The sequence below is a fragment of the Methylobacterium sp. R2-1 genome (assembly GCF_014191355.1).
Lineage (GTDB): Bacteria > Pseudomonadota > Alphaproteobacteria > Rhizobiales > Beijerinckiaceae > Methylobacterium.
The window spans coordinates 91,539-114,430 of the sequence record NZ_JACHWM010000010.1; the positions used below are offsets into that span (position 1 = coordinate 91,539).

Sequence of the window (22,892 nt, forward strand, 5' to 3'; positions counted from 1 at the left end):
GCCTGGGATCCGATCCGAAGCCGAAACCGCATCGCGCGGTTCATGACGACCGTACCGCAGTCGGCCATCGACGTGCGAACCTTTGACCAAACGTACCTCTTGCAGCGTGTTCGGGACGCGCAGGCCCGCGGCAAGAGGCTCGGCTTCGATGAGTCGCCTATCTTTGCCGTCCCGCGGAACCGCGCGGTTCTCGTCGATGGTGTGCACGTCTACGTCCAGTTGCTCGACTACCACGATCGGCTTCAGGATCAGGGCCGCGAGACCGAAGCCAGCCATAAGCGCGTCCTACAGTTCCTGCACCTCCACTACTCGGCAACCGATAGGGTCGTGGAGGAGTTCGAGGCGCAGCGCGTCGACTACCACGGCCCCCGGCTGCACGCCGTCCTGGTGACGCCCGTCGGGGACGAGCGCCAACGCGTCCTCCGGGCCGTCGCATTCGCAGTGACCTTGAAGGAGACGATTGAGGCCGCCGGCCAGAACATCGGCGGCGCCCGCCTCCAGACCCGGGTCAGGATTGGTATCGACACGGGGCGTGCGGTCGCCGTGAGCAGCGGTCGGGGCGCGGATATGGAGCCGCTCTTCCTCGGCAGCCCGGCCAACCACGCAGCCAAGCTGGCAGAGGGTGACCATCCCGGCATCTATCTCAGCGACCGCGCCCGCGAGGTTCTGGGCGAACCAAGCGTCGGCTGGGCCTCGGAGCGCTCCACCTCGCTCGCGGAGGACCGTCAATACGGGCTTGCCAACGCGGGCTACGGCCAGGCGTGGTCCGGCCTCGATCCGGCGCCGATCCGGGCACGGGTGCTCGCCGCGGTCCGCGCTCTGCAAACGGACATGGATCTGACCGCGCTCACCTCCCCCGAGGCGACGTTCCGCTTCCACCGCCACGAGCCGCCGCTCAAGACCATCGACTTCGCCGAGTTGATGCCGAGCCGTTCGATCAGGATGGGGCTCGCCTCGGTCTTCGCCGATCTATCCGGCTTCACCGCCTACGTGGACGCGTGCATCAGGGGTCGACGCATCGCCGAGATGACGGCGAACCTGCACGTCATCCGGGGCGAGTTGGCGGCCTGCGCCCGGGACGACTTCGGCGCCAGGAAGGTACGCTTCATCGGCGATTGCCTCCACGGCCTTGTGGCCGTGGGCACGCGGCTGGCGACCGAGCCGGCGAGTACGGTGGACGCCGCCGTCATGCTCTGCGGGGGCCTTCGCTCCTCGTTCAACCTCTGCAAGGCGACGCTGCCCGGCATCCGCAAGATGGGCATCGCAATAGGCTCGGAGTTCGGGGAGACCCCGGTCAGCAGGGTGGGCATCCGGGGCGACAGGAGCGTCCGTTGCGCCACCAGCAAGGCAGTCTCGACCTCCGAGGCCATCCAGTCCGACCTGAACGGACGGCAGACCGCCCTCGGGCCGAACGCACTCGCCAACGCCTCCCCGGCGGTCAGGCGGGCATTCGGGGCCGGACCGGTCTATGACAGGGACCACGACCAGGCCGGTCACGTCGTCACGCCGGCCCCTGCCCCGTCGGTGGCGAGGCCGGCGGCGCTCTCGTCCGGCCTGCTGATCTCCCAGGGCGCGACCGCTGCCGGATCTGTGCGGGAGCGAGGCAGCGGACGCCATGCATGAGGCGTCGATCCGGCGGCATGCGGCTGTCGAGAGGATTCGCGAGTGCCTCCGGGAACTGCACGGTGTCGACCCGACACCGTTGGGACGAAGGGCCCTCGCCGCATACCACCACCGTTTCCGGATAAAGTCGGGTTGGCGACTGCCCGTCGACTTCGGCGAACCGCATCCACGGCACATCGACGTGCTGATACCCGAGGGTTTCCCGCTCGTACGACCGCAGTTCGGCCTGCTGGAACGGCCGCCGTTCCTCACGTGGCCCCACGTCGAGCGCGATGGCAGTCTGTGCCTACTCGCCAACATGAGCGAATTCGATCCCGACGATCCGGCCGGAGTGGTGGTCCGGCTGCTCGGAAAGAGCTGCACCCTCGTTCGGGACCTTTTGGAAGGGGGCATGGTGGAGAGGGACTTCCTCGATGAGTTCCTCACCTACTGGCGCTACGATCGGAACGCCTCGGACGGACGCCAGACGAGCATCCTGCGGCTAGAGCGGCCGTCACGCGAGATCGCCGTCTGGCAGACCACGGGCCTCCGCCTGCTCGGAGACACCGAGGAGCAGGTCACGGGTTGGCTGCGGAACCGTTATGGAGACAAAGTCCTCCGCCCGTCGCGACTGCAAAAGGGCCTGCTCGTGTGGCTCGACCGGCCGATGCTGCCGTCCGAGTACCCGAGGACGGCGCGGGACGTGCAGGTCTTGGTGGAGAGGTGTGGCGGCGAGGCACCGCGTCTCCTATCGGACCTCGTCTCCGCGCGGCAGGACAGCATCGTCACGGTCATCGCCGCGGAGGGACGGTTCGGCCCTGGGATTGTGACGGCCGCTATCGCGCCCCCGCGGGGCGCACGCAGCTGCGGCGGCTCGACAGCGCCACTTTACGACGGCTTCCGGCCCTCACGCCTGCCGAGCGGACTGCTGGTACGGCGATACCTTGGCAGCGATCCCGTCGTGCGCGACGAGCCGGCGCGAGCGGATGCCCCTTGGATCCACGGTCGCGGGCACGATCTGCGCACGGAACGGCTGACAGGCGCGACGGTCACGGTCTTGGGCTGTGGATCGGTCGGCGCGCCGGTGGCGGTCGCGCTCGCGCTCGCGCAGGCGGGCGTCGGGCACCTGAATCTTATCGACCATGATGCACTTGATTGGGCCAACGTCGGGCGCCATCCGCTCGGCGCCGCCTGCGTGCGCGGGAACAAGGCGGAAGGGCTGGCTGCGAAGCTGCGGATTGGCTACCCGCACGGGAAATTCGATGCCTTCCCGGTCGTGGCGCAGGCGATGTTGGCCGTCGATGAAGGAACGCTCCGGGGAAGTCACCTCATCGTGTCGGCGATGGGGGATTGACGCGCGGAAAGCCAACTCAATGACTGGCAGTGCCGGCTGGGCAGGCCGATGCCCGTCGTCTACGGCTGGCCGAGGCGCACGCTGTCGCGGGGCATGCGGTGGCCATCACGCCTGGGGGTGGCTGCCTCAGGTGCGGGCTGGACCGGACGGGGGTACCCCATTTCCGGGTGGTGGCTTGGCCCGACGAGCGGGCAGTCGCTTTTGAAGAGCCCGCTTGCGGCGCCCACTATCAGCCGTACGGGCCTGTCGAGCTCGGGTTCGTCACGTCGCTGGTCGCCCAGCTGGCCCTGGACTGCCTCCTGGGGAAGGTGACGCGTCCGTGCCATAGGATTCATGCCGCGCGGCGTGCTTCGCTCACCGAGGCGGGCGGCCGTTGGTCCGACCGGTGGATCGACCAGTACCCCACCATGACCGAGGGTGGAGTGCAGGTCGAGCGGGAATGGTTATCCGGAACCTGCGCGGCGTGCTCGGCATCCAAGATCGCGTGACGGGTATTGAGTAGCTGGTAACGTCGGGCAGGCGACTGTACTGCCGCATGTAGTTTGCTTGTCGGACGATGCCGATCGCAACCATGCCCAGAACAATCTAGACATAGATTACAGCCTTTAGAAGAAGCGTATGATGAGACGCCTCAACGCCGATCCACACTCATGAAGACAGATGGCGGACATCAATGCGGACGACGAACCGCCGGAAGCCAGATCACGAAGATCGATCCTCGCTCAAGCTCGCTGTGGACCGTGATTGTACCGCCGTAGCGGGCGATCGGCGTGTAGCTGATGGAAAGGCCTAGCACTACTTTGGCAGATTGTCCTTAAGGCGGCTGGTCGAGGGCGGCCTCACAGTACGGGCATCGCCGCGGCGGTGGCCGGCTGAGGTGATCCAGGATGGCTTGGCGGATCGCCGACATCGAGGGCTGGGGCGGTGGGCAGGCGATTCTTTTTTTTCCGTCCCGTCGCTGCGAGGCGCCGGGATTGGAGGAAGGCGTAGGCCATCATCGTCATCAGCACGTGGCGATGCAGCCCAGTCCAAGAGCGGCCTTCGAAGTGGTCGAGGCCGAGTTCCTCCTTCATCTGCTGGTGCGCCTGCTCGCAGATCCAGCGCGCCTTGATTGTTGCGGCCAGTTGCTTGAGGGTCGCGTCGGCGGGGAGGTTCGTGAGGTAGTATTTGCGCTCGCCCGAGCCGCGCTCCTCGCGCACCAGCCAGACCTCGTCTCCCGGCAGGTGTTGGTTGCCTTTTGTGCCAATCCGCTGGGTCGGACCATCGGCCATCCGGACGCGCAACGCGCAGAAGCGGCCCCGCAGCCGACCCTTGGTGCCGTGCCGCCAGGCCACCGCCCGGCCGGTCATGTCTGACAGGATCGTCTCGGCCGCAACCGAGACCTGATCTGGGACGTGACGCTTGCGCGGTCGTCCGCGCCCCGCGACGGGGAAGATCATCGTCGCGCCAGCCGGATTGACCTTGCTGCGCCCCGAAATCCTGACAGCCCAGGTCAGGCCACGCGCGCTCAGGGCCTGTCGGAACGGGGCGGACCCATAACCCGCATCGGCCAGCACGCAGCCGAAGCGTACGCCCCCCTCCCGGACCCGGTCGATCTCCGCGACGGCGATCTCCAGCTTGGTGCGGGCCTCGCGCCGATCCTCGGGGACACCGGCCCTGGTCATCCCGGCCTGCCTTCTCGAGGACTGCGCCCAGGCGTCGAAGCCCGAAACCGCCGCCTATGGGGGGGCCATCTGGCCGATCGCAGCGATTAAGACTTGCCGGAAACACGGCATGGCACTGGTCAAGCTCGAGCATCAGGAGACCTCGCGAAACCACGACTTCGCGAGGCTGCTGAAGCCACACCTGCCGGATCTCGGAGCGCTTTCCGAGAGGGCCACCTGCCGTACCGCCTCGAGCCTCGAAACCTATGTGCTCGACCGCCTCGACGAAGGACGCGGAAACATCCACTGGTTGGACACGCTGCCTCTGCATGTCGGCATCGGGGTTTGTGAGACCATCGGCGCCGTTGCACGCTTCGGCCGCGACGTCCGTTTCAACACCCTCGCGGACGACGACTGGTGCGCAGCCGGAACAACGGGTGTCGCGATCGCGGAAAAGGGCGAGGTCGGCATCCGCGAGTTCATGGACGGGCTCGTCTGCTCCTATCCCTACACCCGCAGCGCGACCGAGGGACCGCAGGCTGTTCTCGGGCGGTGGTTCAAGGTTCTGTCATTCGAGAAGTTGCACCCCGACTTCGACGTGGTCCGGGATCTCGTCGCGGAGTTCATCGCCGAGAGGATGCCGTTCGGTTCGGGAGACACGATTTTCGGAAAGCCGGTCGAGCGCCGCATCCTGCACTCCGTGTACACCGCGTCCCAGGAGTTGCGGATACATCCCAAACGTCTGCGAAAGATCCTCCAGGCGACCGGCATCCTAACGAAGGAGCAGGCTGAGCTTCCAAACGGTAGTGCATTGTTCGACGCCGTCGCAGCATCCCCGACTCTCGCGGACGCCGCCGACGGCTTGTTCATGACGGAGGTCAAGGAGTACCTCGGCGCTGGCCGCGTCCAGACGAAGCTGCTCGTCGACGGCGGGTTCATCAAGCCCATGTTCCCAAAGCGGCCGGAACTCGATCACCTGTTCAGGCGCCGCGACCTCGACACGTTCCTGACCAGGCTGTTCGCCGATGCCGTGCCCGTCGCGGAGCCCGACGAGGACATGGTCGACATTCAGAGAGCGGTGAAAAAAGTCTGCTGCAGCACCGCCGAGATCCTCGATCTCGTCCTCGGGCGCAAGCTGGCCTGGGTCGGTCGACGGAGAGACGCTCACGGCTTCTCGGCTCTGCTCGTTCGGGTGTCTGAGGTTCGTGATCGGACGCGGGGCTCCATGGACGGCTGTACGACAGCCCGAGCGGTTGAGAAGGTGATGCGCACGAACTCCGCGGTCGTCCGCAAGCTGATCGATCTAGGCTTTCTCCAGACGACAACGATCGTCAGTCCTTTGAACCGATGCCCCGTGAACGTGATCAGGGAAGCCGACCTCGAGGCATTCCGTGCGGAGCACGTCACCCTGTTCGAAGCGATGGCAACAACGGGGACTCACTTCCGGCAGATCCAGAAGCGACTGACCGCACTCGGCATCGAGCCACGAATCCGGCGCGAGGAGGTAGGGGCCGCCTTCTATCGAAGATCGGACTTGGCGCGCATCTAAAGAGATCGCGTGAACGAGGTCACAAGCCCCCGCCGAGAAATCCGCGGGGGCTTTTTCATCGTGTCGATTGTAATTCATGCGGGCCTTCGGCGATCCAATGGCCGGCCTGCCGAGCATCTTAATGTGCTGGAATGAGCATCTTTCGTTATTTCTCCAGATCGATCACAGAAATAATTACGATTTAACAATGACTTAGCTGATACGTAAATTCCATGTTTTGCCTCACGCCACAGGTACGTGCTGCGCGCCGTAGATCGCTGTTCCTCGCGCCTTCGCTGAGCGGGAGAGCAGCCTCGCTGTGACGATACCAGGGCGCACCGAGACATCGGTGCGCCCCTTCTTCATGTGCCGAGTTGGAACTCACGGTGATGCGAAGCAAATTCGCACGTCATGGGCACGTTGTGACTCGCACAAAACATCTTGCGGCAGAGATTGTACGCCGCAGCGAGTGTTCGTCCAGCAACAGATCAAATGATGATGGAGGATACGTCATGCGAAGGGCTGCTTTATGCGCCATTACTACGGAAATGCTGCTGGGAATAAATATCTACGCCGCGGCGCCTGCGCGAGTAGGCCGGAAAAGATCATGACGACCCGCGATATGAGTATCGAGTGTCACGGCAACGGGTGGGTCGGACGCGGCCCAATGGCTTGCTGCAGCGGTCGTCGCGAAGTGCTGAAACCTCACCGATGCCGATGCCAACAAGCCCTCATTCTGAAGTATCGCTCTACGAAAGTCGTCTCAGCCTCAGACAACGATGCATCATCCGGTGTGTCGAGCATCGCCTGAGGGCTCAAGGCCCAGGGTGATGCTCGACATGACGGAAGCAACGGCATCGCGGCCACCCGGTGGCGACAGGCCGAGGCCGTGGTCACCGGGTGTCGCCCGCTTCCGGGCTCAGTTGGTCTTCGGGTCGGTCACGGTGAAGGCGAGCGTCGCCCCGTAGCTGTCCGCATCGGCGAGCGCCGGGGTCTGCGAAGGGGTGACGCGGTGGCTGACGCCGAGCACCTGCGGGCCGGAACGGCGCAGCGAGACGACCGCCACGCCCTCCGAATCCGTCGTCGCGCGGGCCTGATCCGCATCGCTCTTGAAGTTGACGCCGTCGGTGGCGACCACGCTGGCCCCATTGAGCGGACGCCCCTCGAACAGCACCCGCACCCGGATCTTGCCCGAGGCCGAGGCCGGTTCCTCCAGCGGAACGATCTCCAGCGGCTGGCCGACGACCTTGTCCCACGGTGCCGTCGGGCCGGACACGGCCTTGGCAAACTTCACCGACCAGAGGCTCTTGTCGGCCTGCGGCAACATCCGCTTGCTGGCATTGCGGTAGCTGCCGTCCGGCAGGCGCACCCAGTAGCCGTTGTCGTAGGACGCCGCGAACAGTGCATCGCCGTGATGCGCAGCCCTGAGCGCCGGCGCCGGGCCGGATTCCAGATTGGCCTTCAGCGCCACCGTGCCGGACGGCTCATAAGCGGTCAGGCTCATCAGCTTGCCCGCGCTCGGCAGTTCCGGCTCGTGCGGGTGCCCGTAGAGGACCTGCACGCCGCTGCCGGTCGGGTCGAGCCAGATGTCGTGGGCGGAGGCCGGCGCGCCGAGGGCCAGGGGGGCGGCCAAGAGGGTGGCCAAGAGGGCGATGCGTCTCATCGTGTAGGTACTCCCGTTGCAAAGCCGTAGGTGATGCCGGCCAGCAGCGTCAGGCGCGGCTGCGGACTGGTGAAGATCTCGGCGGCCACGGCAGAGACCGACGAGCCGAAGTTGAAGATGCTCTCGCTGGTGCGGTCGCCGGGATACCAGGTGGCCTGCCCGAAGGTGGTCCAGCCGCTCTGGTGGAGGTAGGCGATCCGGCCGCTCACCCGCGGATAGGGCGAGGAGCGTAAGCCCCCGTCCTCGGTCAGCGGCTTGGCGCCGGTATAGGACAGGTAGGCCGCGCCGGTCAGGCGGCCGGGGCCGAGCAAGGCCGGCGCACTGACGTCGAACTCGGCGCCGACGGTGGCGAGGAAGGCCGGCACGTTGGGGACGAAGACCGACGGCGCACCGTTGAGCAGCCGGGCTGAGACGCCCGAGTAGTTGGCGAAGACGGCAACCCGGTCGAGGCCCTCGCGGTAGGCCAGGAGCTTCGCTTCGACCTCGAAGCCGTCGCGACGGGACTTGCCGAGGTTCTGCACCGGCAGGCCGGGCGCCGGCTGGAACACCTCGTTGGCGATGTCGGTAAAGAACACCGTGCCGAGGAGGCTGAACCGGTCGAACACGAGCCGGCCGCCGCCCTCCGTGCTCTCGATGGTCAGCGGGGTGAGGCGGGGATTGTTCGTCAGTTCGCTCGACGCGGAGGGGCTGCGGAAGCCCTGCCCGTAATTGGCGAACAGCTCCAGCCAGTCGAAGGGCGTGACCGCCGCCCCACCTTTAGGCGAGACCACGTTGGGGCTCACCTTGGGCGACAGGGCGGGGTCGAGACGGTTGCGCACGTCGTAGACGAACTGGTCGAAGCGGGCGCCGCCGGTCAGCTTGAACCAGGGCGCCGGCTTGATCTGCACCTGCGCATAGGCCGCGAGGTTGTGCTGGAGAAGGTCGAGATCGAGGGTGCGCGCAGTGAAGCTGCGCGCCACCGAGGGGCCGGTGTTCACGTCGAGTGCGTCCGTGCGCCAATCCCCGCCCACGAGGATCTGGGCCGGAAGAGCATCGAACAGGCTCGTCGTCCAGACCTTGCGGAGGCGCCCGCCGACGGTCTCACGCTCCTCGACCTGTCCGCGCTGGCCGCCGCCGAAATCCGAGAAGCGGCTGAACACGTCGTGGCTGACGTAGAGGAGCGCCGACAGCGCGTCGTCGGGCGCGCCGTTGACGTAATTGGCCACGAAGGTTTGCAGGGTCTTGCCGCCGCCATCGGTGACGTTGGTCGCCGCCCGCGGCGAGACGAGGCCGGCCCGCACGAGATCGCGCTCCAAGTAGCCCGGCTGCCCGAAGCCGGTGCCGTACATCTGCACCCGCAGCGACAGACTGGAGCCGAGATCGAGAGGGATCGTGACCTTGTTGAAGGCGTTGTAGCGCCCGAGATCACCGTTCTCGCGGTAGCCGCCGGTGCCGTAGCCCTCGTAGGCGAGGAAGGGCTGGAGCCCGGGGCCGAGTTGGCTGAAGGTGGCGAGCCCTCGCGCCGTGCCGAAGGAGCCGCCCGATACGCCGAGGGTCGAGAAGGGCTCAGACCGTTTTGTGTCGATGAAGATCGCGCCGCCGAGATTGGCATCGCCCGCCTCGACCGAGAACGGCCCGCGCACGATGCTGATCGAGGCGATGGTCTCCGGGATCAACGGATTGAGATCGACGTAGTTCGGCGTGTGGATCGAGGAGACTTCGTTGATCGGCACGCCGTCGATGAAGACGGCCACGTCGCGCCCGTGCTCGGCATCGCTGAAGCCGCGCAGCGCGATGCCGTAACCGACGCCGCCCTGACCATAGTTCGAGACGTCGAAGCCGGCCACCGGACGGAAAAGGTCGCCGTAGCTCTGCACGGGCAGTCGGGCGATTTCCGCCGCATCGATCACCGTGGTGTTGCCCGGCAGGGCCGAGACCGAGGGAGACAGCGCCGCCTTCAGGTTCGCGGTCGGGCCCGAGACCGTCGCCACCGGGTTCGCGGGTCCAGACTGCGCCGTGACCTGCAATTCCTCCAACTCCACCGCGGCCGGATCGAGCGCGTAACCGGGGAGCAGGGTCGCGCCCCAGGCACCGGCCGATGCGAGCAGGCGCGTCAGGAGCGACGACATCGTGCAACCCAGGGCTCAGGGCATCCGAGCGGCACTAGATCGCAAATACTTGGTATGCACAAGTCAGAAGTTTTTCATACGCGCATCTCAGCGGAGCGAGGCCCGCACTAACATTTGCTGCCCGAGCGCCACCGAAGAGGAAGCCTACGTTGGCCCGAATACCGACGCGATCGATCGGCCCGCCTCACCGTCCGGGCCAAATCCTGCCCGCCATCGTCCCTCAGGCCGCGACTTCGTCGCGCGGCTCCTGCATCGAAGCGAGGGAGGCTTCCAGGCGGCAGACGAGGCCGGTCGGCGCGTAGGTGAGCTTGACCTCTCCGCCCACCTCGACGGCGAAGCTGCGCTCGATCAGGCGCGAGCCGAAGCCGCGGCGCGACGGCTGGGCCAGGATCGGGGGACCGCCCTGCTCCGACCACGTCAGGCAGAAGCGGGGGGTCTCGCCCTCGTGCACCACGTGCCAGCGCAGGTCGACACATCCCTCCTCGTTGGACAGAGCGCCGTACTTGGCCGCGTTGGTGGCCAACTCGTGCAGGGCGAGAGCCAGCGCAAGCGCCGCCTTGGCACCGAGGAGCACGCCCGGCCCGCTCGCGCGGATGCGCGCCGTCGCGGCACCGCGATGGACCGCCAGAGCGCCTTCCACGACCTCAATGACGGGCGCCTCGGTCCAGCTCGACCGGGTCAGGATGTCGTGCGCACGACCGAGCGAGATCAGGCGCGCCGCGAAGGCCTCGCGGGCCGCATCCGGGTCCGAGGCGTTGCGGAAGGTCTGGCTGGCAATCGCCTGGACGAGCGTGAGCGTGTTCTTGACCCGGTGCTGCAACTCGCCGGTGAGCAGACGCTGGTGCTCCTCGGCCCGTTTGCGCTCACTGATGTCGAGCATCGCCCCGATCATCCGCACCGCCGTCCCGTGCCCGTCGCGGATGACGTAGCCCCGGTCGAGAATGTCGGCATAGGTGCCGTCGGCGCGCAGGAACCGGTACTCGTCGCTCCAGGCAGTGCCGGTTCCGTCGATGACGGCGTGGATGGACGCATCGATCCGCGCCCGGTCGTCGGGATGGATGTGGCTGATCCACCAGTCGCCCGTCGGATCGACCGCCTCCGGAGGATAGCCGTAGGCGACCGTGAGTGCCTCGTTCCAGAGGACATGGTTCGTCGCGAGGCTCCAATCCCAGATCGCGTCGTTGGTGGCCCGGGCGGCCAGGCGGTAACGCTCCTCGGTCTCGCGTAAGACCTGCTCGGCCCTCCGGCTCTGCATGACGTCACGCGCGGTGCCGATGAAGCGAACGGCGCGGCCGTCGGCGGCAAAGACCTGCCCCTTGGCGGCGACCCAGCGCTCGATGCCATCCTCCAGCCCGACGGTCCGGTAGGCGATGTCGTAGCTGCCGTTGCCGGCCGGGTCGAGCGCGGCCTTGACCGCCCTGTCGACCCAATCCCGGTCGTCCGGGTGCAGGCCTGCCAGGAAGACCTTGTAACTGACGGGCGCTCTAGGATTCAGGCCGAACAGAACGCGGGTCCGCGCGTCCCATTCCAGCGTGTCCGTGATCAGATCGTAGTCGAAGATGCCGGTTCCGGTCGCCTCGACCGCCAAGTGCAGTTGCTCCCGCGCCTTGCGCAGTTCCTCCTCGACTTGGCGCCGATCGTGGATATCGCTGTTGCTGCCGAGCCAGCCGATCACCACGCCGCTGGCGTCCCTCAGCGGCTCGGCCCGGATCAGGAACCAGCGGTAGGTTCCCTCGTGGTGTCGCAGGCGAGCCTCGGTGTCGTAGACGATCTCGCGGGTGCGCGCCGTGTCCCAGGCCCGGAGCAGACCGTCCAAGTCGTCCGGATGGACCGCCTCGCCCCAGCCGAGCGGCAGCGCCTGTTCTGCCGTCTGGCCGGTATAGGCGTACCAGCGGTCGTTCAGGTAGCTGAGGCTGCCGTCGGGATTGCCGAACCAGATGATGGCCGGGGCCAGTTCGGTGAGTGCCTCGAAGCGTTCCTCGGCGACCTTGCGCTCGTGGATATCGAGGGTGGTGCCGATCCAGCTCCTGAGGTCGCCCGCCTCGTCGCGCACCGGCTGCGCCCGCGACAGGAACCAGCGGTACTGTCCGTCGCCGCGGCGGAGGGGGAACTCGATTTCGTAAGGGCCCTGGCTCCGCGCTGCCGCGAGCCACGTGTCGCGAACGCGCTCGCGATGATCGGGGTGGATCGCCCCCATCCAGCCCACCTCACCGGTCTCGCCGGAGGGAAGCCCCGTATAGTCGTACCAGTAGGCGTTACAGTAGGTGATGTTGCCCGCCTCGTCGCCGAACCACACCACCTGCGGGCTGACCTCGACCAGGGAGCGGTAGCGCATCTCGCTTTCCCGCAGCGCCGCCTCCGAGACCCGCGGCCCGGTCCGGTCGCGCAGGATCTTGAGGAAGCCGATGAGTTCACCGCCCTCGGAGGTCAGCGGCATCATCTCGCCCGAGGCCCAGAAGCGGGTGCCGTCCCGGCGCATGTGCCAGCGCTCGTCCGGGGCGCTGCCGGTCTCCGCGGCCAGGCGCTTCTCGACCGCGGGCCTGCCATCCGCCCGATCCTCCGGCGTGAAGAACGCATCGACCGCTTGGCCCAGCATCTCGGCCTCGCTCCAGCCGAGGATGCGCTCGGCGCCGGTGTTCCAGCGCGTGATGCGGCCCTGGGGATCCATGGCCACGATCGCGTAATCGGTGGCGCTGTCGAGGATGCGCTCGTGCAGCAGACGCTGCTCCTCCTGCTCCCGCAGCGAGCGGCGCAGTTCCATCTGGGCCATGGCCTGGCGGGCAAGCCGCATCAGGCCGCGACGCTGCCGCTCCGAGAGTTCCCGCGGCCGGGTGTCGAGCACGCAGACGGTCCCGATCGGCTGCCCCTCGGCGGTCTTCAGCAGGGCGCCGGCGTAGAAGCGCAGGCCGGGCTCGCCGCTGACGAGGGGATTGCCCTCGAAACGCGGATCACGCGCCGCGTCCGGCACGTAGAGGAAGTCGTTGTGCAGGATGGCCTGCCGACAGAAGGAGGTCTCGAGCGGCGTCTCGCGCACGCCGAGGCCAACCTCCGCCTTGAAGAACTGCCGCCCGTCACCGACCAGATTGACCACCGCGATCGGCGCCTCGCACAGCTCGGCGGCAGCCTCCGCGATCTCGTCGAAATCCTGCTCGCGCGACGTGTCGAGCAACCAGTAGCGCTCCAGGGCGCGAAGGCGCGCAGCCTCGTGCTCGCTCGTCGTGGCGGGGGTCATTGTAAAGACAGGTTCGGGATAGCTGGAATGTTCCACCATGCCGGTCGGGCGGAGGCGAAAGTGAGGCCGACCTGACCGTGATGCCGGCACGTCAAAGCTCGGATGGCATTGAGGCCGTCCCTTTCCTCTTCACAACTGTCTTGCCGCAATGGGCGGCAACCGGCGACCGCCTCCCCCCGTTACAGTTCGCGAGATGGTGAAACGGGGCACGCCGAGATGCCCGCCCGCGATGAATCGACAGGTTATCTGACCGCCATGTTTGGTCGCCTCTCTCGAAACGCGAAGCGCCCGACGGGGGTGGTTCGATCCAACGTGACCGGTGGTGAAGCCGTCGTCGGCCGCAAAGCGATGGATGGGTTGGCGCGTAGAGATCTCCGGGTGCCCGGCTTCGTGCGTCATGGATGACGCCTTCTCGTTCCTGCCGCCCGGGGGACAGACCGGCGCCGAGATCCGCGCCCGCGATTGGTCGGCGACCTCGATCGGACCGCCGGAGCACTGGCCGCAATCGCTGCGCAGCACGCTGTCCCTGATGCTGTCCTGCCCCACGGCGATGTTTCTCGCCTGGGGACCGGACCTGCTCTGCTTCTACAACGACGCCTACCGGCCGATCCTCGGCTACCGGCTCGCGACGGCCCTCGGGCTGCCCTTCCGCGAGGTCTGGGCGAGCATCTGGGACGAGATCGGCCCCCTGGTGGACGCCACCCTCGCGGGCGAGAGTCAGACCCTCACCGACGTCATGCTGGACCTCTCGCGCGAGGGGAGACCCGAGCAGGGCTGGTGGTCCTTCACCTACTCGCCCGCCTACGACGACGCCGGTGCCGTCAGCGGCCTGTTCTGCGTCACGGCCGAGAGTACGGACCGCGTCCTCGGTGAGCGCCGCCTGCGGGAGAGCGAGGACCATTACCGGCACACGGTCGAACTCAATCCTCAGGTGCCCTGGACCTGCGACCCGAACGGCAACATCACGTCCTACTCGAACCGTTGGCTCGAACTGACCGGGCAGGCGCCGGGCGAGCCGGACGGCTCCGGCTGGGCCAAGTCGCTTCATCCCGACGACGTGCCCTGGACCATGACCGTGTTCGCGAGCTGTCTCGCCTCGGGCGAGCCGATCGATTTGGACTACCGCATCCGCATCGTCCGCACCGGCGAGTACCGGTGGATGCGGGCGCGTGCCCGGCCGAGGCGCAACGAGGGTGGCGCAATCATCCGCTGGTACGGCGTCGTCGAGGACATTCACGACCGCAAGCTCGCCGAGGAGCGCCTGCAGGACATGAACGCCACGCTGGAGCGGCGCGTCGCGGACGCACTGGTCCAGCGCAAGCTCTGGGCCGACGTGTTCGAGACGACCGACGCCCTCGTGGCCGCGCTCGACCGCGATTACCGCGTGCTCGCCGTGAACCGCGCCTATGCGAACGAGTTCGAGAGCCTCTACGGTGTGCGGCCCGGCGTCGGCGACAACCTCCTCGACCTGCTCGGCAGCCGGCCCGACCACCGCGCCGCGGCGCAGGCGGTCTGGTCGCGCGCTCTTTCCGGCGAGGAATTCACCCTCGTCGAGGCGTTCGGCGATTCCGAGCGCAAGCGGCCCTCCTACGAGCTGCGGTTCACGACGCTGCGGGACGCCGAAGGACGCAGGATCGGCGCGTTCCAGTATGCCCAGGACGTCACCGAACGGCTACGCGGCCAGGAGCAGCTCGCCCGAGCCGAGGAAGCGCTCCGCCACGCCCAGAAGATGGAGGCCGTCGGGCAGCTCACCGGCGGCGTAGCGCACGACTTCAACAACCTGCTGACCATCATTCGCTCATCCGTCGAGTTCCTGCGCAGGCCGAACCTTCCGGAGGAGCGGCGCAGCCGCTACCTGGAGGCGGTCTCGGATACCGTCGATCGCGCCGCCAAGCTGACGAGCCAGCTCCTGTCCTTTGCACGGCGGCAGCCTCTCAAGCCCGAGGTGTTCGACCTCGTCGAGCGGCTTGCCGGCGTTGTCGACATGCTGAATGCGGTGACCGGCACCCGCATCCACATCGCGGTGGAGGTGCCGGAGGCACCCTGCCACGTGCGGGTCGACCCGAGCCAGTTCGAGACCGCGCTTGTCAACCTCGCGGTCAATGCCCGCGATGCGGTGGCCGGCGAGGGCACGCTGACGCTCCGGCTCGCCTGCGGGAAGGCGCTGCCCTCGATCCGCGGCCATACCGACGCGGCCGGACCCTTCGCCGCGATCTCGGTCTCCGACGATGGGACCGGCATCGCACCGGAGCATCTGACACGCATCTTCGAGCCCTTCTACACCACGAAGGCGGTGGGCAAGGGGACGGGATTGGGCTTGAGCCAGGTCATCGGCTTCGCCAAGCAGTCGGGCGGCGACATCGACGTGACGAGCGAACTGGGAAGCGGCACCACCTTCACGCTCTATCTTCCCGAGGTCGGTGCGCCCGAGCCGGAGGCGAAGCGGGCGGATGACGCGGCCGAGTCCCCGCTCGAGGAGCGGGCGCTCTGCGTGCTCGTGGTTGAGGACAACCTCGATGTCGGGCGCTTCTGCACGCAGCTTCTGGAGGATCTCGGCCACTCGATCGTCTGGGCGCACGACGCCGAGACGGCGCTCGTCGAGTTCGAGAAGGCACCGTTCCGGTTCGATGCGGTCTTCTCGGACGTGGTGATGCCGGGCATGGGCGGGGTCGAACTCGCGCGGCGGCTGAAGGCCGACCACCCGAACCTGCCGATCATCCTGACCACCGGCTACAGCGACGTGCTGGCCCAGGACGACGCCCACGGCTTCGATCTCGTCCGCAAACCCTACTCGGCCGAACAGGTCGCACGGGCCCTGCGCGGTGCCCTGAACCGGCGCGCCCGGCCGGCGGTCGCCTCCAGCCACCGACCCGTACCGGCTTAGAGCATCGTCCCGAAAGGTGGCCACCGGCTTGTCGAGAAGACGATGCAAAAACAAGAAGCGAGAGGACCGTACGGAGCGACGACCCTTTGTCCACAGATTCGTCCGGATGACGCCGATCCCGTCGAAGTGCTTGGGGCGGGACGGCTCGTCTGATGCGTCCCATCGATGAGCCGCCACCCTTGCCGGGATCAGGCACCCGACGGACCCGTGGAACCGCCGGGAGACTGCGGGCTGCTGCCGGCAGCCGGCGTCGGGGTTGCCGGGCCGTCCGCGGTAGAGGGCGATGCCGACTCGGCGCTTCCGGGCATCGACACCTCCGGTCCCGACAACGCCGCCTGCAGCCGGCTCTCCTGCTCCGGTGAGAGCGAGGAGCGGATCACGCGCCCGCGGAACTGCGACATCTCCGCGAGGACCTTCTCCGGCTGCGCGCGGCGCACGAGGACGAACAGGGCCGAGGTGTTCGGCTGCAGGGCTTCGGAGACGGAGCGGATGAAATCATCGTTGATGCCGTAATCGCCGAGCTTGCCCGACAGCGCCCCCGCCCCTGCTCCGAGGGCAGCCCCCGTGGCAAGGCCGAGCAGCGGGTTGAGGAAGAGGAGGCCGACCAGTGAGCCCCACATCGCGCCCCAGATGCCGCCGGAGGCCGCCCCGGCGCCGACCAGATCGACACTCTGCTTGAGCCGCAGCTTGCCGTCAGGACTCCGGAGGGCGACCACCGCATCCTCCAGATCGATCAGATACTCGGTCTGCAGGCGTGCCAACTCGTTCAGAGCGCGGTCCGCCTCGTGCGGATCCTCGAAGCCAATCACCACAAGCTCGGCCATTCATTCCTCCTCGATGGATGCGACGCGACAGCTATTCCCGGCCGTGGCCGGGCCAGGATGTCGAACGAAGCCCGCTGAAGACGGCCATCCTTCGCCGATCACGGGCCGTTGAAGAAAATTCCAAATTTACAACGGATGCGGGCATGAGGATGCAGCGCCCGGAGGCTCTCCGACGGTTGAACGCGCGCCACGCTGTGACTTCTGAAAGTTTTCTGGCGCTACGCGTCGGTCGCAAAACCTGCCATCGAGGCCATGGCAATGCACAATCGCTCGCCAAGCCAATACCAGCTCAATCCATTCTGCCGATTACAAGCGATCTGCAGATGCATCGCTACACGTCATCCCATCGCTGCATGAAATCAGCCACTTTTTACCAACCTTTGAGGGCCGGCTCCCAACCGTATCCCACGATCTGGCAGCATCAATTGATCTGCCTCATTGGAATACCCAACAGGTCGACCAAGAAAGTGCTCCGGCCGGGAACCAAGGTTGCAACCATGCGTAGGGCAAGCACTCGTCCGGCATTCATGCCCGCGGCGTCGAACCGATGACTGCCTGATCCGTCGCGCCGCAGCGAACGACACCGCCCGCTTTCTGGGAGAAGCACAATGGCCGGGGCCCATCCAGGCGAAGAAGGCCGCGATTTCATCGTCGAAGCGGACGCATCGGCTGCCTATTGGCACCATCGGCCCGACAACACGCTGCCGCCTCCGGACATGATGGGCGCCTACATGCGCAATCGCCCCGTGCCCGCGCAGCGGGTGGAGGGGCGCAAGGCCTGGATCATCGGCAGCGGCATCGCCGGACTGGCGGCCGCCTTCTACATGATCCGCGACGGCGGCATGAAAGGCGAGGACATCACGATCCTCGACGCCTTGACCATCGAGGGCGGCTCCCTCGACGGCGCCGGCAATCCGGAGGACGGCTACATCATCCGCGGCGGTCGCGAGATGAACTGGAACTACGACAATCTATGGGACATGTTCCAGGATGTTCAGGCCCTCGAACTGCCCGAAGGCTACAGCGTCCTCGACGAGTACCGGCTCGTCAACGACCGCGACCCCAATTACTCCAAGGCGCGGCTCATGCACCAGCAGGGGCAGATCCGCGACTTTTCAAGGTTCGGACTCACGAAATCCCAGCAATGGGAGTTGATCCGGCTGCTGCTCAAGCGCAAGGAAGATCTCGACGACATCACGATCGAGCAATATTTCAGCAAGGGGTTTCTCGAGACCAATTTCTGGTTCCTCTGGCGATCCATGTTCGCGTTCGAGAATTGGCAGAGTCTTCTCGAAATGAAGCTCTACATGCACCGCTTCCTCGACGCGATCGACGGATTGACGGACATGTCAGCGCTCGTCTTCCCGAAGTACAATCAGTACGACAGTTTCGTCCGTCCGCTAGTCGAACACCTCCAGGCCCGCGGCGTGAAGGTGCGGTTCGGCGCGCGGGCGTACGATCTCGCGATGCGCGTCGATGGCGAAACCCGAACCGTCACGGGCATTCACATCAGGGCGGATGGCAAGGATGAAGTCATCCCGATCGAGAGCAAGGACGTAGTCTTCGCACTGACGGGCTCGATGACCGAGGGCACGGCCTACGGCGACATGGACCATGCCCCAGTCCTCGAGCGGGGTCAGCACGATCCGGGCGAAGACAGCGATTGGACGCTCTGGAAGAACCTGGCCGAGAAATCCCCGATTTTCGGGAAGCCCGCAAAGTTCTACGGCGACACCGAAAAATCGATGTGGGAGTCGGTGACGCTGACCTGCGAACCCTCACCCCTCGTCGAGCGATTGAAGGAACTGGCGGTCAACGATCCCTATTCAGGCAAGACCGTGACGGGTGGGATCATCACCTTCACGGATTCCAATTGGGTGCTGAGCGTGACCTGCAACCGCCAGCCGCATTTTCCCGAGCAACCCAAGGACGTGCTGGTCCTCTGGGCCTACGCCCTCCTGATGGACAAGGACGGAAACCACGTCGGGAAGCCGATGCCGGCCTGTACCGGCCGGGAGATCTTGAGTGAACTCTGCTATCACCTCGGGATTGCGGATCAGTGCGAGGCAGTTGCGGCGAAGACGAAGGTGCGCCTGGCGCTCATGCCCTACATCACGGCGATGTTCATGCCTCGTGCCGCGGGCGATCGGCCGCATGTGGTGCCGAAGGGCTGCACGAATCTGGGCCTGATGGGTCAGTTCGTCGAAACCTCGAACGACATCATCTTCACGATGGACAGCTCGATCCGCACTGCGCGTGTGGCCGTCTACACTCTGCTCGACCTCGCCAAACAGGTGCCGGATATCAGTCCGGTACAGTACGACATCCGCAACCTACTTAAGGCAGCGCGCGCGCTGAACAACAACGAGCCCTTTCCCGGCGAACGCCTGCTGCATCGATTGTTGGGCCGAACCTACTACGCGCATATTCTGCCGCCTCTGCCGGACCTTGAGGGCCCACCCCACGGATCGGCTCAGCTTGAGATGAAGCATTTGCTCAGCAGGAGACACCAAGCCCTGAACGCCATCAGCGCATCCTTCGAGCAGATCCGGGGGCGCCTCGGGTCGCACAAATGATCATAGCGACATGACTTATAAGCCAGCCTATCGCGAACGGATGCTTTTCGTTCCACGCATGAAAATCAAATCATCCATATCGATGCAGCCCGCCGATTGAGAAAAATATCCAAGCATCAACACACCCGGGACACAACTGCCAAGACCGGTCCCGCGTCGCATCAGTACGCTCCCCGAATGCAATCCGGCGCTATTCCGATGCCGGCCCGGCCCAAAGTCCGCTCCGGTTTTACCCCCGCCCGACCACGATCTCGCCCCAGAATCGCCGAGTGCGGCCGCACACTTGGTTGACAATCGATTGACCGGCTGCGGGGGCGTTGCGCCCGCGCCGACAGGGCGGTTCAGGAGCGAAGGCTGCTCCGGGACGAGATTTCGGGCGGCGCAGCATGGCACATCCTCTCTTCTCGTGGGCTCTGCCCACGGCCGCCTATCTGAGCGCGGCGCTGATCCTGGCCTCTTCCGCTCCGTTCGGATCGTTCGGTCTGCCGCCCCGGCAGGCCGTAGTGGCGCCTATTGCGGCAGAGCCCGTGCCGGATGTCCCCGTGAAGGCGGTGGCCGAGACCGCGGCCCCAGCGCCCGTCACCGCACCGCAGGCCGCAGAGCCGCCGGCTGAATTGCCCCTGGTCGAAGTGCTCACCGAGTGGACGCCGCAAGACCTGTCCGCTCCGGCCGAGGCCCGGTTCGGGATGGCGGCTCTGTTCTGGCTTCCGGACGCGCCGACGACGCCAACCCTCGCGCAGGTCGTGCCCCTGCCCGTGCGCCGTCCGCCCGAGCTTTCGCGCCTCGGAGCGGCGGAAGCCCTGCGCCGGGCCGAGCGGCTCGCCGCCCGCCGGTCCACGGTGGCGGCCGCGCCGACCCAGACGGAGGACACCCGCACGTTCTTCGAGAAGCTGCTCGGCGTCGAGAGACCAGCCTCCCCCGCGCCCGCTCTCGCCTATGCAGCCCTGGAGAACGGCGCGGCCGAGTCGGCCGCCCGCCGGCCGCTCACATCGCCGGTTCCGGCCTCACCGCCGGCCGGCGAAGGCGGTATCGCGGTCTACGACATCAGCGCCCAGAGCGTCGTCCTGCCGAACGGCGAACGGCTGGAAGCGCATTCCGGTCTCGGTGAGAGTATGGATGACCCGCGCTTCGTCCATCTCAAGATGCGCGGTTCCACACCGCCGGGCAGCTACGACCTGACCGAGCGGGAGGCGCTGTTCCACGGCGTGCGAGCCCTGCGCCTCACGCCGGTCGGCGGCAGCGAGGCGATCCACGGCCGCGTCGGCCTGCTCACTCACACCTACTTGCTCGGGCCGAACGGTGCCTCGAACGGCTGCATCTCGTTCAAGGATTACGACAAGTTCCTCCAGGCCTACCTGCGCGGCGAGATCCGCCGCGTCGTGGTCGTCCCGGGTCGCGGTCGTGATGCGAACTCGCTGGTTGCTTCGCGCTGAGGACGCGCAACACCCGATTTGCTTTCTTTCAAAGAAAAATTAATTCTCTTTACGCTCGATTGTGGCCCGATCTTCGCATAGGGTTCTAGGGGTAGTTGGAACCGCTCGGCGGTTTTGGCGCCCCGGGGACAACTCCGCCCGCTCGCCGGGCGGGGCAGTGTGTGTATCGGAGTCGTGGCGTATGCGTGTGATCCAACGCGTCCTTGGCAACCGGTCGGAGGCGGGGCTCGCCGAGCGCCTGCATCACCTCGAGCATCACGGCGCGGTGGACATCCTGCGCGTGCCGAGTGCCGATGTCGCCCGGCGTCGCCTCCGGGCGAAGACAGTGGCCGGCGAGGAAATCGCGCTCGCCCTGCCGCGGGATCAGGCCCTGTTCGATGGGGCTGTGCTCGTCCTCGACGATCATCATGCCCTGGTCGCCCGCGTCGGTGCCGAGCGCTGGCTGCGGCTCGTACCGGCCTCGGTCCCCGACGCGCTCGAGCTCGGCTATCACGCCGGCAACCTGCACTGGCGGGTCCGCTTCGAGGCTGGGGCCATCCTCGTCGCGCTGGAGGGACCGGCACAGGATTATCTCGTCCGCCTCGGCGCGCTGGTCACGGAGGGTCGCGTCACCCACTCCGTTGACGCGGGCGAGGAGGGTTGAGGCGTTGCTCGCCGCTCTCACCGCGCTTCAGCATGCCGATACCGCCTTTCCAAGCGGCAGCTTCGCCTTCTCCAACGGCCTCGAAGGGTTGATTGCGGACAACCCCGCCTTCGACGAGGCGGCGCTCGCCCGCACCGTCGCGGCCGCCTTACGCTTCCGCTGGGCCGGGACCGACCGGGTCGCGCTGATCCGCGCTCATCGCGCGGGTGGCGGGATTGAACGACTCGCGGCAATCGACGCGGCGGTCGAGGCCGCCTCGCTCTCTGAACCGATGCGGGTCGGCAGCCGTCGCAACGGCGCCTCGCTGCTCGCCTCACATAGCCGTCTCGGCACGCCGGGTGCCGCCGATCTTCGCGCGGCCGTACGCGGGGGCCGGCTTCTCGGGCACTTGCCTACCGTCCAAGGTGCTCTCTGGCCGGGGCTCGGCCTCGACGAGCGCAACGCGGTGTCCGTCTCCGGCTACCTCTTCGCCAGCGGCCTCACCTCGGCCGCCGTACGGCTCGGCGCTATCGGGGCGATCGAGGCGCAGCGGGTGCTCGGCGGCGCGCTGCCGCTGATCGCCGAACTCTTGGAGCAGCCCGTGCCAGAACCGGAAGGCCCGATCGAACTCACCGGCTTCACCCCTCTGATCGAGATCGCCGCCATGCGCCAAGCCCAGGCCGAACTCCGCCTGTTCGCGAATTGAAGGAGCCGAGCCGATGCTGCTCACGCCGACCGAACTCGAACGGCTCACGATCTTCACCGCCGCCGAACTCGCCCGCAAGCGGCGGGCGCGGGGGCTGAGGCTGAACTACCCGGAGGCGGTGGCGATCATCACCGACGAGATCCTGGAGGGCGCCCGTGACGGGCGCTCTGTTGCCGACCTGATTGGCTGGGGCTCGACCATCCTGACCACCGGCGACGTGATGCCAGGGGTGGCCTCCATGATGCCGATCCTGCAGGTCGAGTGCGTTTTCCCCGACGGCACCAAGCTCGTGACCGTGCACGAGCCGATCCGGCCCGCGGAAGGCGCGGAGCCCGATACGCTGGAGCCCGGCGCGATCCTGCCGGCGGAGGGCGAGATCGAGCTCGCCGCCGGGCGCCCGCGGGTGAGCCTCGATGTCGTCAACACCGGCGACCGCCCGGTGCAGATCGGCTCGCACTACCACTTCTTCGAGGTCAACCGGGCGCTCGACTTCGACCGCGGGCGGGCGCTCGGCTTCCGCCTCGACATCCCGGCGGGCACGGCGGTGCGGTTCGAGCCGGGCCAGCGCAAGACGGTGACGCTCACCGGCTTCGGCGGCGCCAAAGAACTCACCGGCCTCAACAACCTGACGCAGGGCACGCTCGACTCCGACGCGGCCCGCGCCGAGGCGCTGGCGCGCGCGAAGGCTCGCGGCTTCAAGGGCGCCTGAGGGAGACA

The 22,892-nt window shown here is 66.8% G+C and carries 14 protein-coding genes and 1 pseudogene; 9 read left to right on the forward strand and 6 right to left on the reverse strand.

The window, feature by feature from the left end; translation table 11 throughout:
* Positions 1-42: 42 nt before the first annotated feature.
* Positions 43-1,623 (forward strand): adenylate/guanylate cyclase domain-containing protein, encoded by a 1,581-nt coding sequence (locus FHU13_RS15205; RefSeq protein WP_246714682.1) that lies wholly within the window; start codon positions 43-45, stop codon positions 1,621-1,623.
* Entirely contained in the window at positions 1,616-2,956 is a 1,341-nt protein-coding gene (locus FHU13_RS27825) for an E2/UBC family protein (protein ID WP_281411616.1), read from the forward strand. Before FHU13_RS15205 ends, FHU13_RS27825 begins: the two co-directional genes overlap by 8 nt.
* A 670-nt stretch (positions 2,957-3,626) precedes the next feature.
* Here the strand turns inward: FHU13_RS27825 and FHU13_RS28600 are convergent.
* On the reverse strand, positions 3,627-3,752 hold the full coding sequence (locus tag FHU13_RS28600; RefSeq protein ID WP_409518503.1) for a hypothetical protein: 126 nt from the start codon (positions 3,750-3,752) through the stop codon (positions 3,627-3,629).
* Between the two features lie 43 nt (positions 3,753-3,795).
* Positions 3,796-4,617, reverse strand: a pseudogene (locus FHU13_RS15220) (IS701 family transposase); the annotation flags it as partial.
* A gap of 112 nt (positions 4,618-4,729) precedes the next feature.
* On the opposite strand from FHU13_RS15220, the gene FHU13_RS15225 reads away from it, so the two are divergent.
* A complete protein-coding gene (locus FHU13_RS15225; protein ID WP_183436704.1) occupies positions 4,730-6,148 on the forward strand; it encodes a hypothetical protein in 1,419 nt (472 codons plus the stop codon).
* 898 nt (positions 6,149-7,046) lie between these two features.
* Here the strand turns inward: FHU13_RS15225 and FHU13_RS15230 are convergent.
* From FHU13_RS15230 to FHU13_RS15240, 3 genes are all read right to left on the reverse strand, one after another.
* Positions 7,047-7,790: a DUF4198 domain-containing protein gene (locus FHU13_RS15230; protein ID WP_183436705.1), complete on the reverse strand. Its 744-nt coding sequence runs from the start codon at positions 7,788-7,790 to the stop codon at positions 7,047-7,049.
* Positions 7,787-9,898, reverse strand: a complete 2,112-nt coding sequence (locus tag FHU13_RS15235; RefSeq protein WP_183436706.1) for a TonB-dependent receptor — start codon at positions 9,896-9,898, stop codon at positions 7,787-7,789. Before FHU13_RS15235 ends, FHU13_RS15230 begins: the two co-directional genes overlap by 4 nt.
* 220 nt (positions 9,899-10,118) lie before the next feature.
* Positions 10,119-13,130, reverse strand: a complete 3,012-nt coding sequence (locus FHU13_RS15240; protein WP_183436707.1) for a PAS domain S-box protein — start codon at positions 13,128-13,130, stop codon at positions 10,119-10,121.
* A gap of 397 nt (positions 13,131-13,527) precedes the next feature.
* Between FHU13_RS15240 and FHU13_RS15245 the strand changes: the two genes are divergently transcribed.
* Complete coding sequence (locus FHU13_RS15245) at positions 13,528-16,014, forward strand: PAS domain-containing protein (protein WP_183436708.1); 2,487 nt, start codon at positions 13,528-13,530, stop codon at positions 16,012-16,014.
* Between the two features lie 188 nt (positions 16,015-16,202).
* Here FHU13_RS15245 and FHU13_RS15250 read toward each other — a convergent pair whose 3' ends face one another.
* The gene (locus FHU13_RS15250) at positions 16,203-16,838 is read right to left on the reverse strand and encodes a DUF1269 domain-containing protein (RefSeq protein WP_183436709.1); all 636 of its coding nucleotides are present in this window, start codon (positions 16,836-16,838) and stop codon (positions 16,203-16,205) included.
* Positions 16,839-17,446: 608 nt separating this feature from the next.
* On the opposite strand from FHU13_RS15250, the gene FHU13_RS15255 reads away from it, so the two are divergent.
* From FHU13_RS15255 to FHU13_RS15275, 5 genes are all read left to right on the forward strand, one after another.
* On the forward strand, positions 17,447-19,414 hold the full coding sequence (locus tag FHU13_RS15255) for an oleate hydratase (RefSeq protein ID WP_183436710.1): 1,968 nt from the start codon (positions 17,447-17,449) through the stop codon (positions 19,412-19,414).
* Positions 19,415-19,800: 386 nt separating this feature from the next.
* Positions 19,801-20,847 (forward strand): tlde1 domain-containing protein, encoded by a 1,047-nt coding sequence (locus tag FHU13_RS15260; protein WP_183436711.1) that lies wholly within the window; start codon positions 19,801-19,803, stop codon positions 20,845-20,847.
* Between the two features lie 181 nt (positions 20,848-21,028).
* The gene (gene ureE, locus FHU13_RS15265) at positions 21,029-21,490 is read left to right on the forward strand and encodes an urease accessory protein UreE (protein ID WP_183436712.1); all 462 of its coding nucleotides are present in this window, start codon (positions 21,029-21,031) and stop codon (positions 21,488-21,490) included.
* Positions 21,491-21,494: 4 nt separating this feature from the next.
* Positions 21,495-22,175 carry an urease accessory protein UreF gene (locus tag FHU13_RS15270; RefSeq protein ID WP_183436713.1) on the forward strand — a complete coding sequence of 227 codons (681 nt, stop codon included), beginning with the start codon at positions 21,495-21,497 and terminating at the stop codon, positions 22,173-22,175.
* A gap of 13 nt (positions 22,176-22,188) precedes the next feature.
* Positions 22,189-22,884, forward strand: coding sequence for an urease subunit gamma (locus FHU13_RS15275; RefSeq protein WP_183436714.1), 696 nt, complete (start codon positions 22,189-22,191; stop codon positions 22,882-22,884).
* Positions 22,885-22,892: the final 8 nt, after the last annotated feature.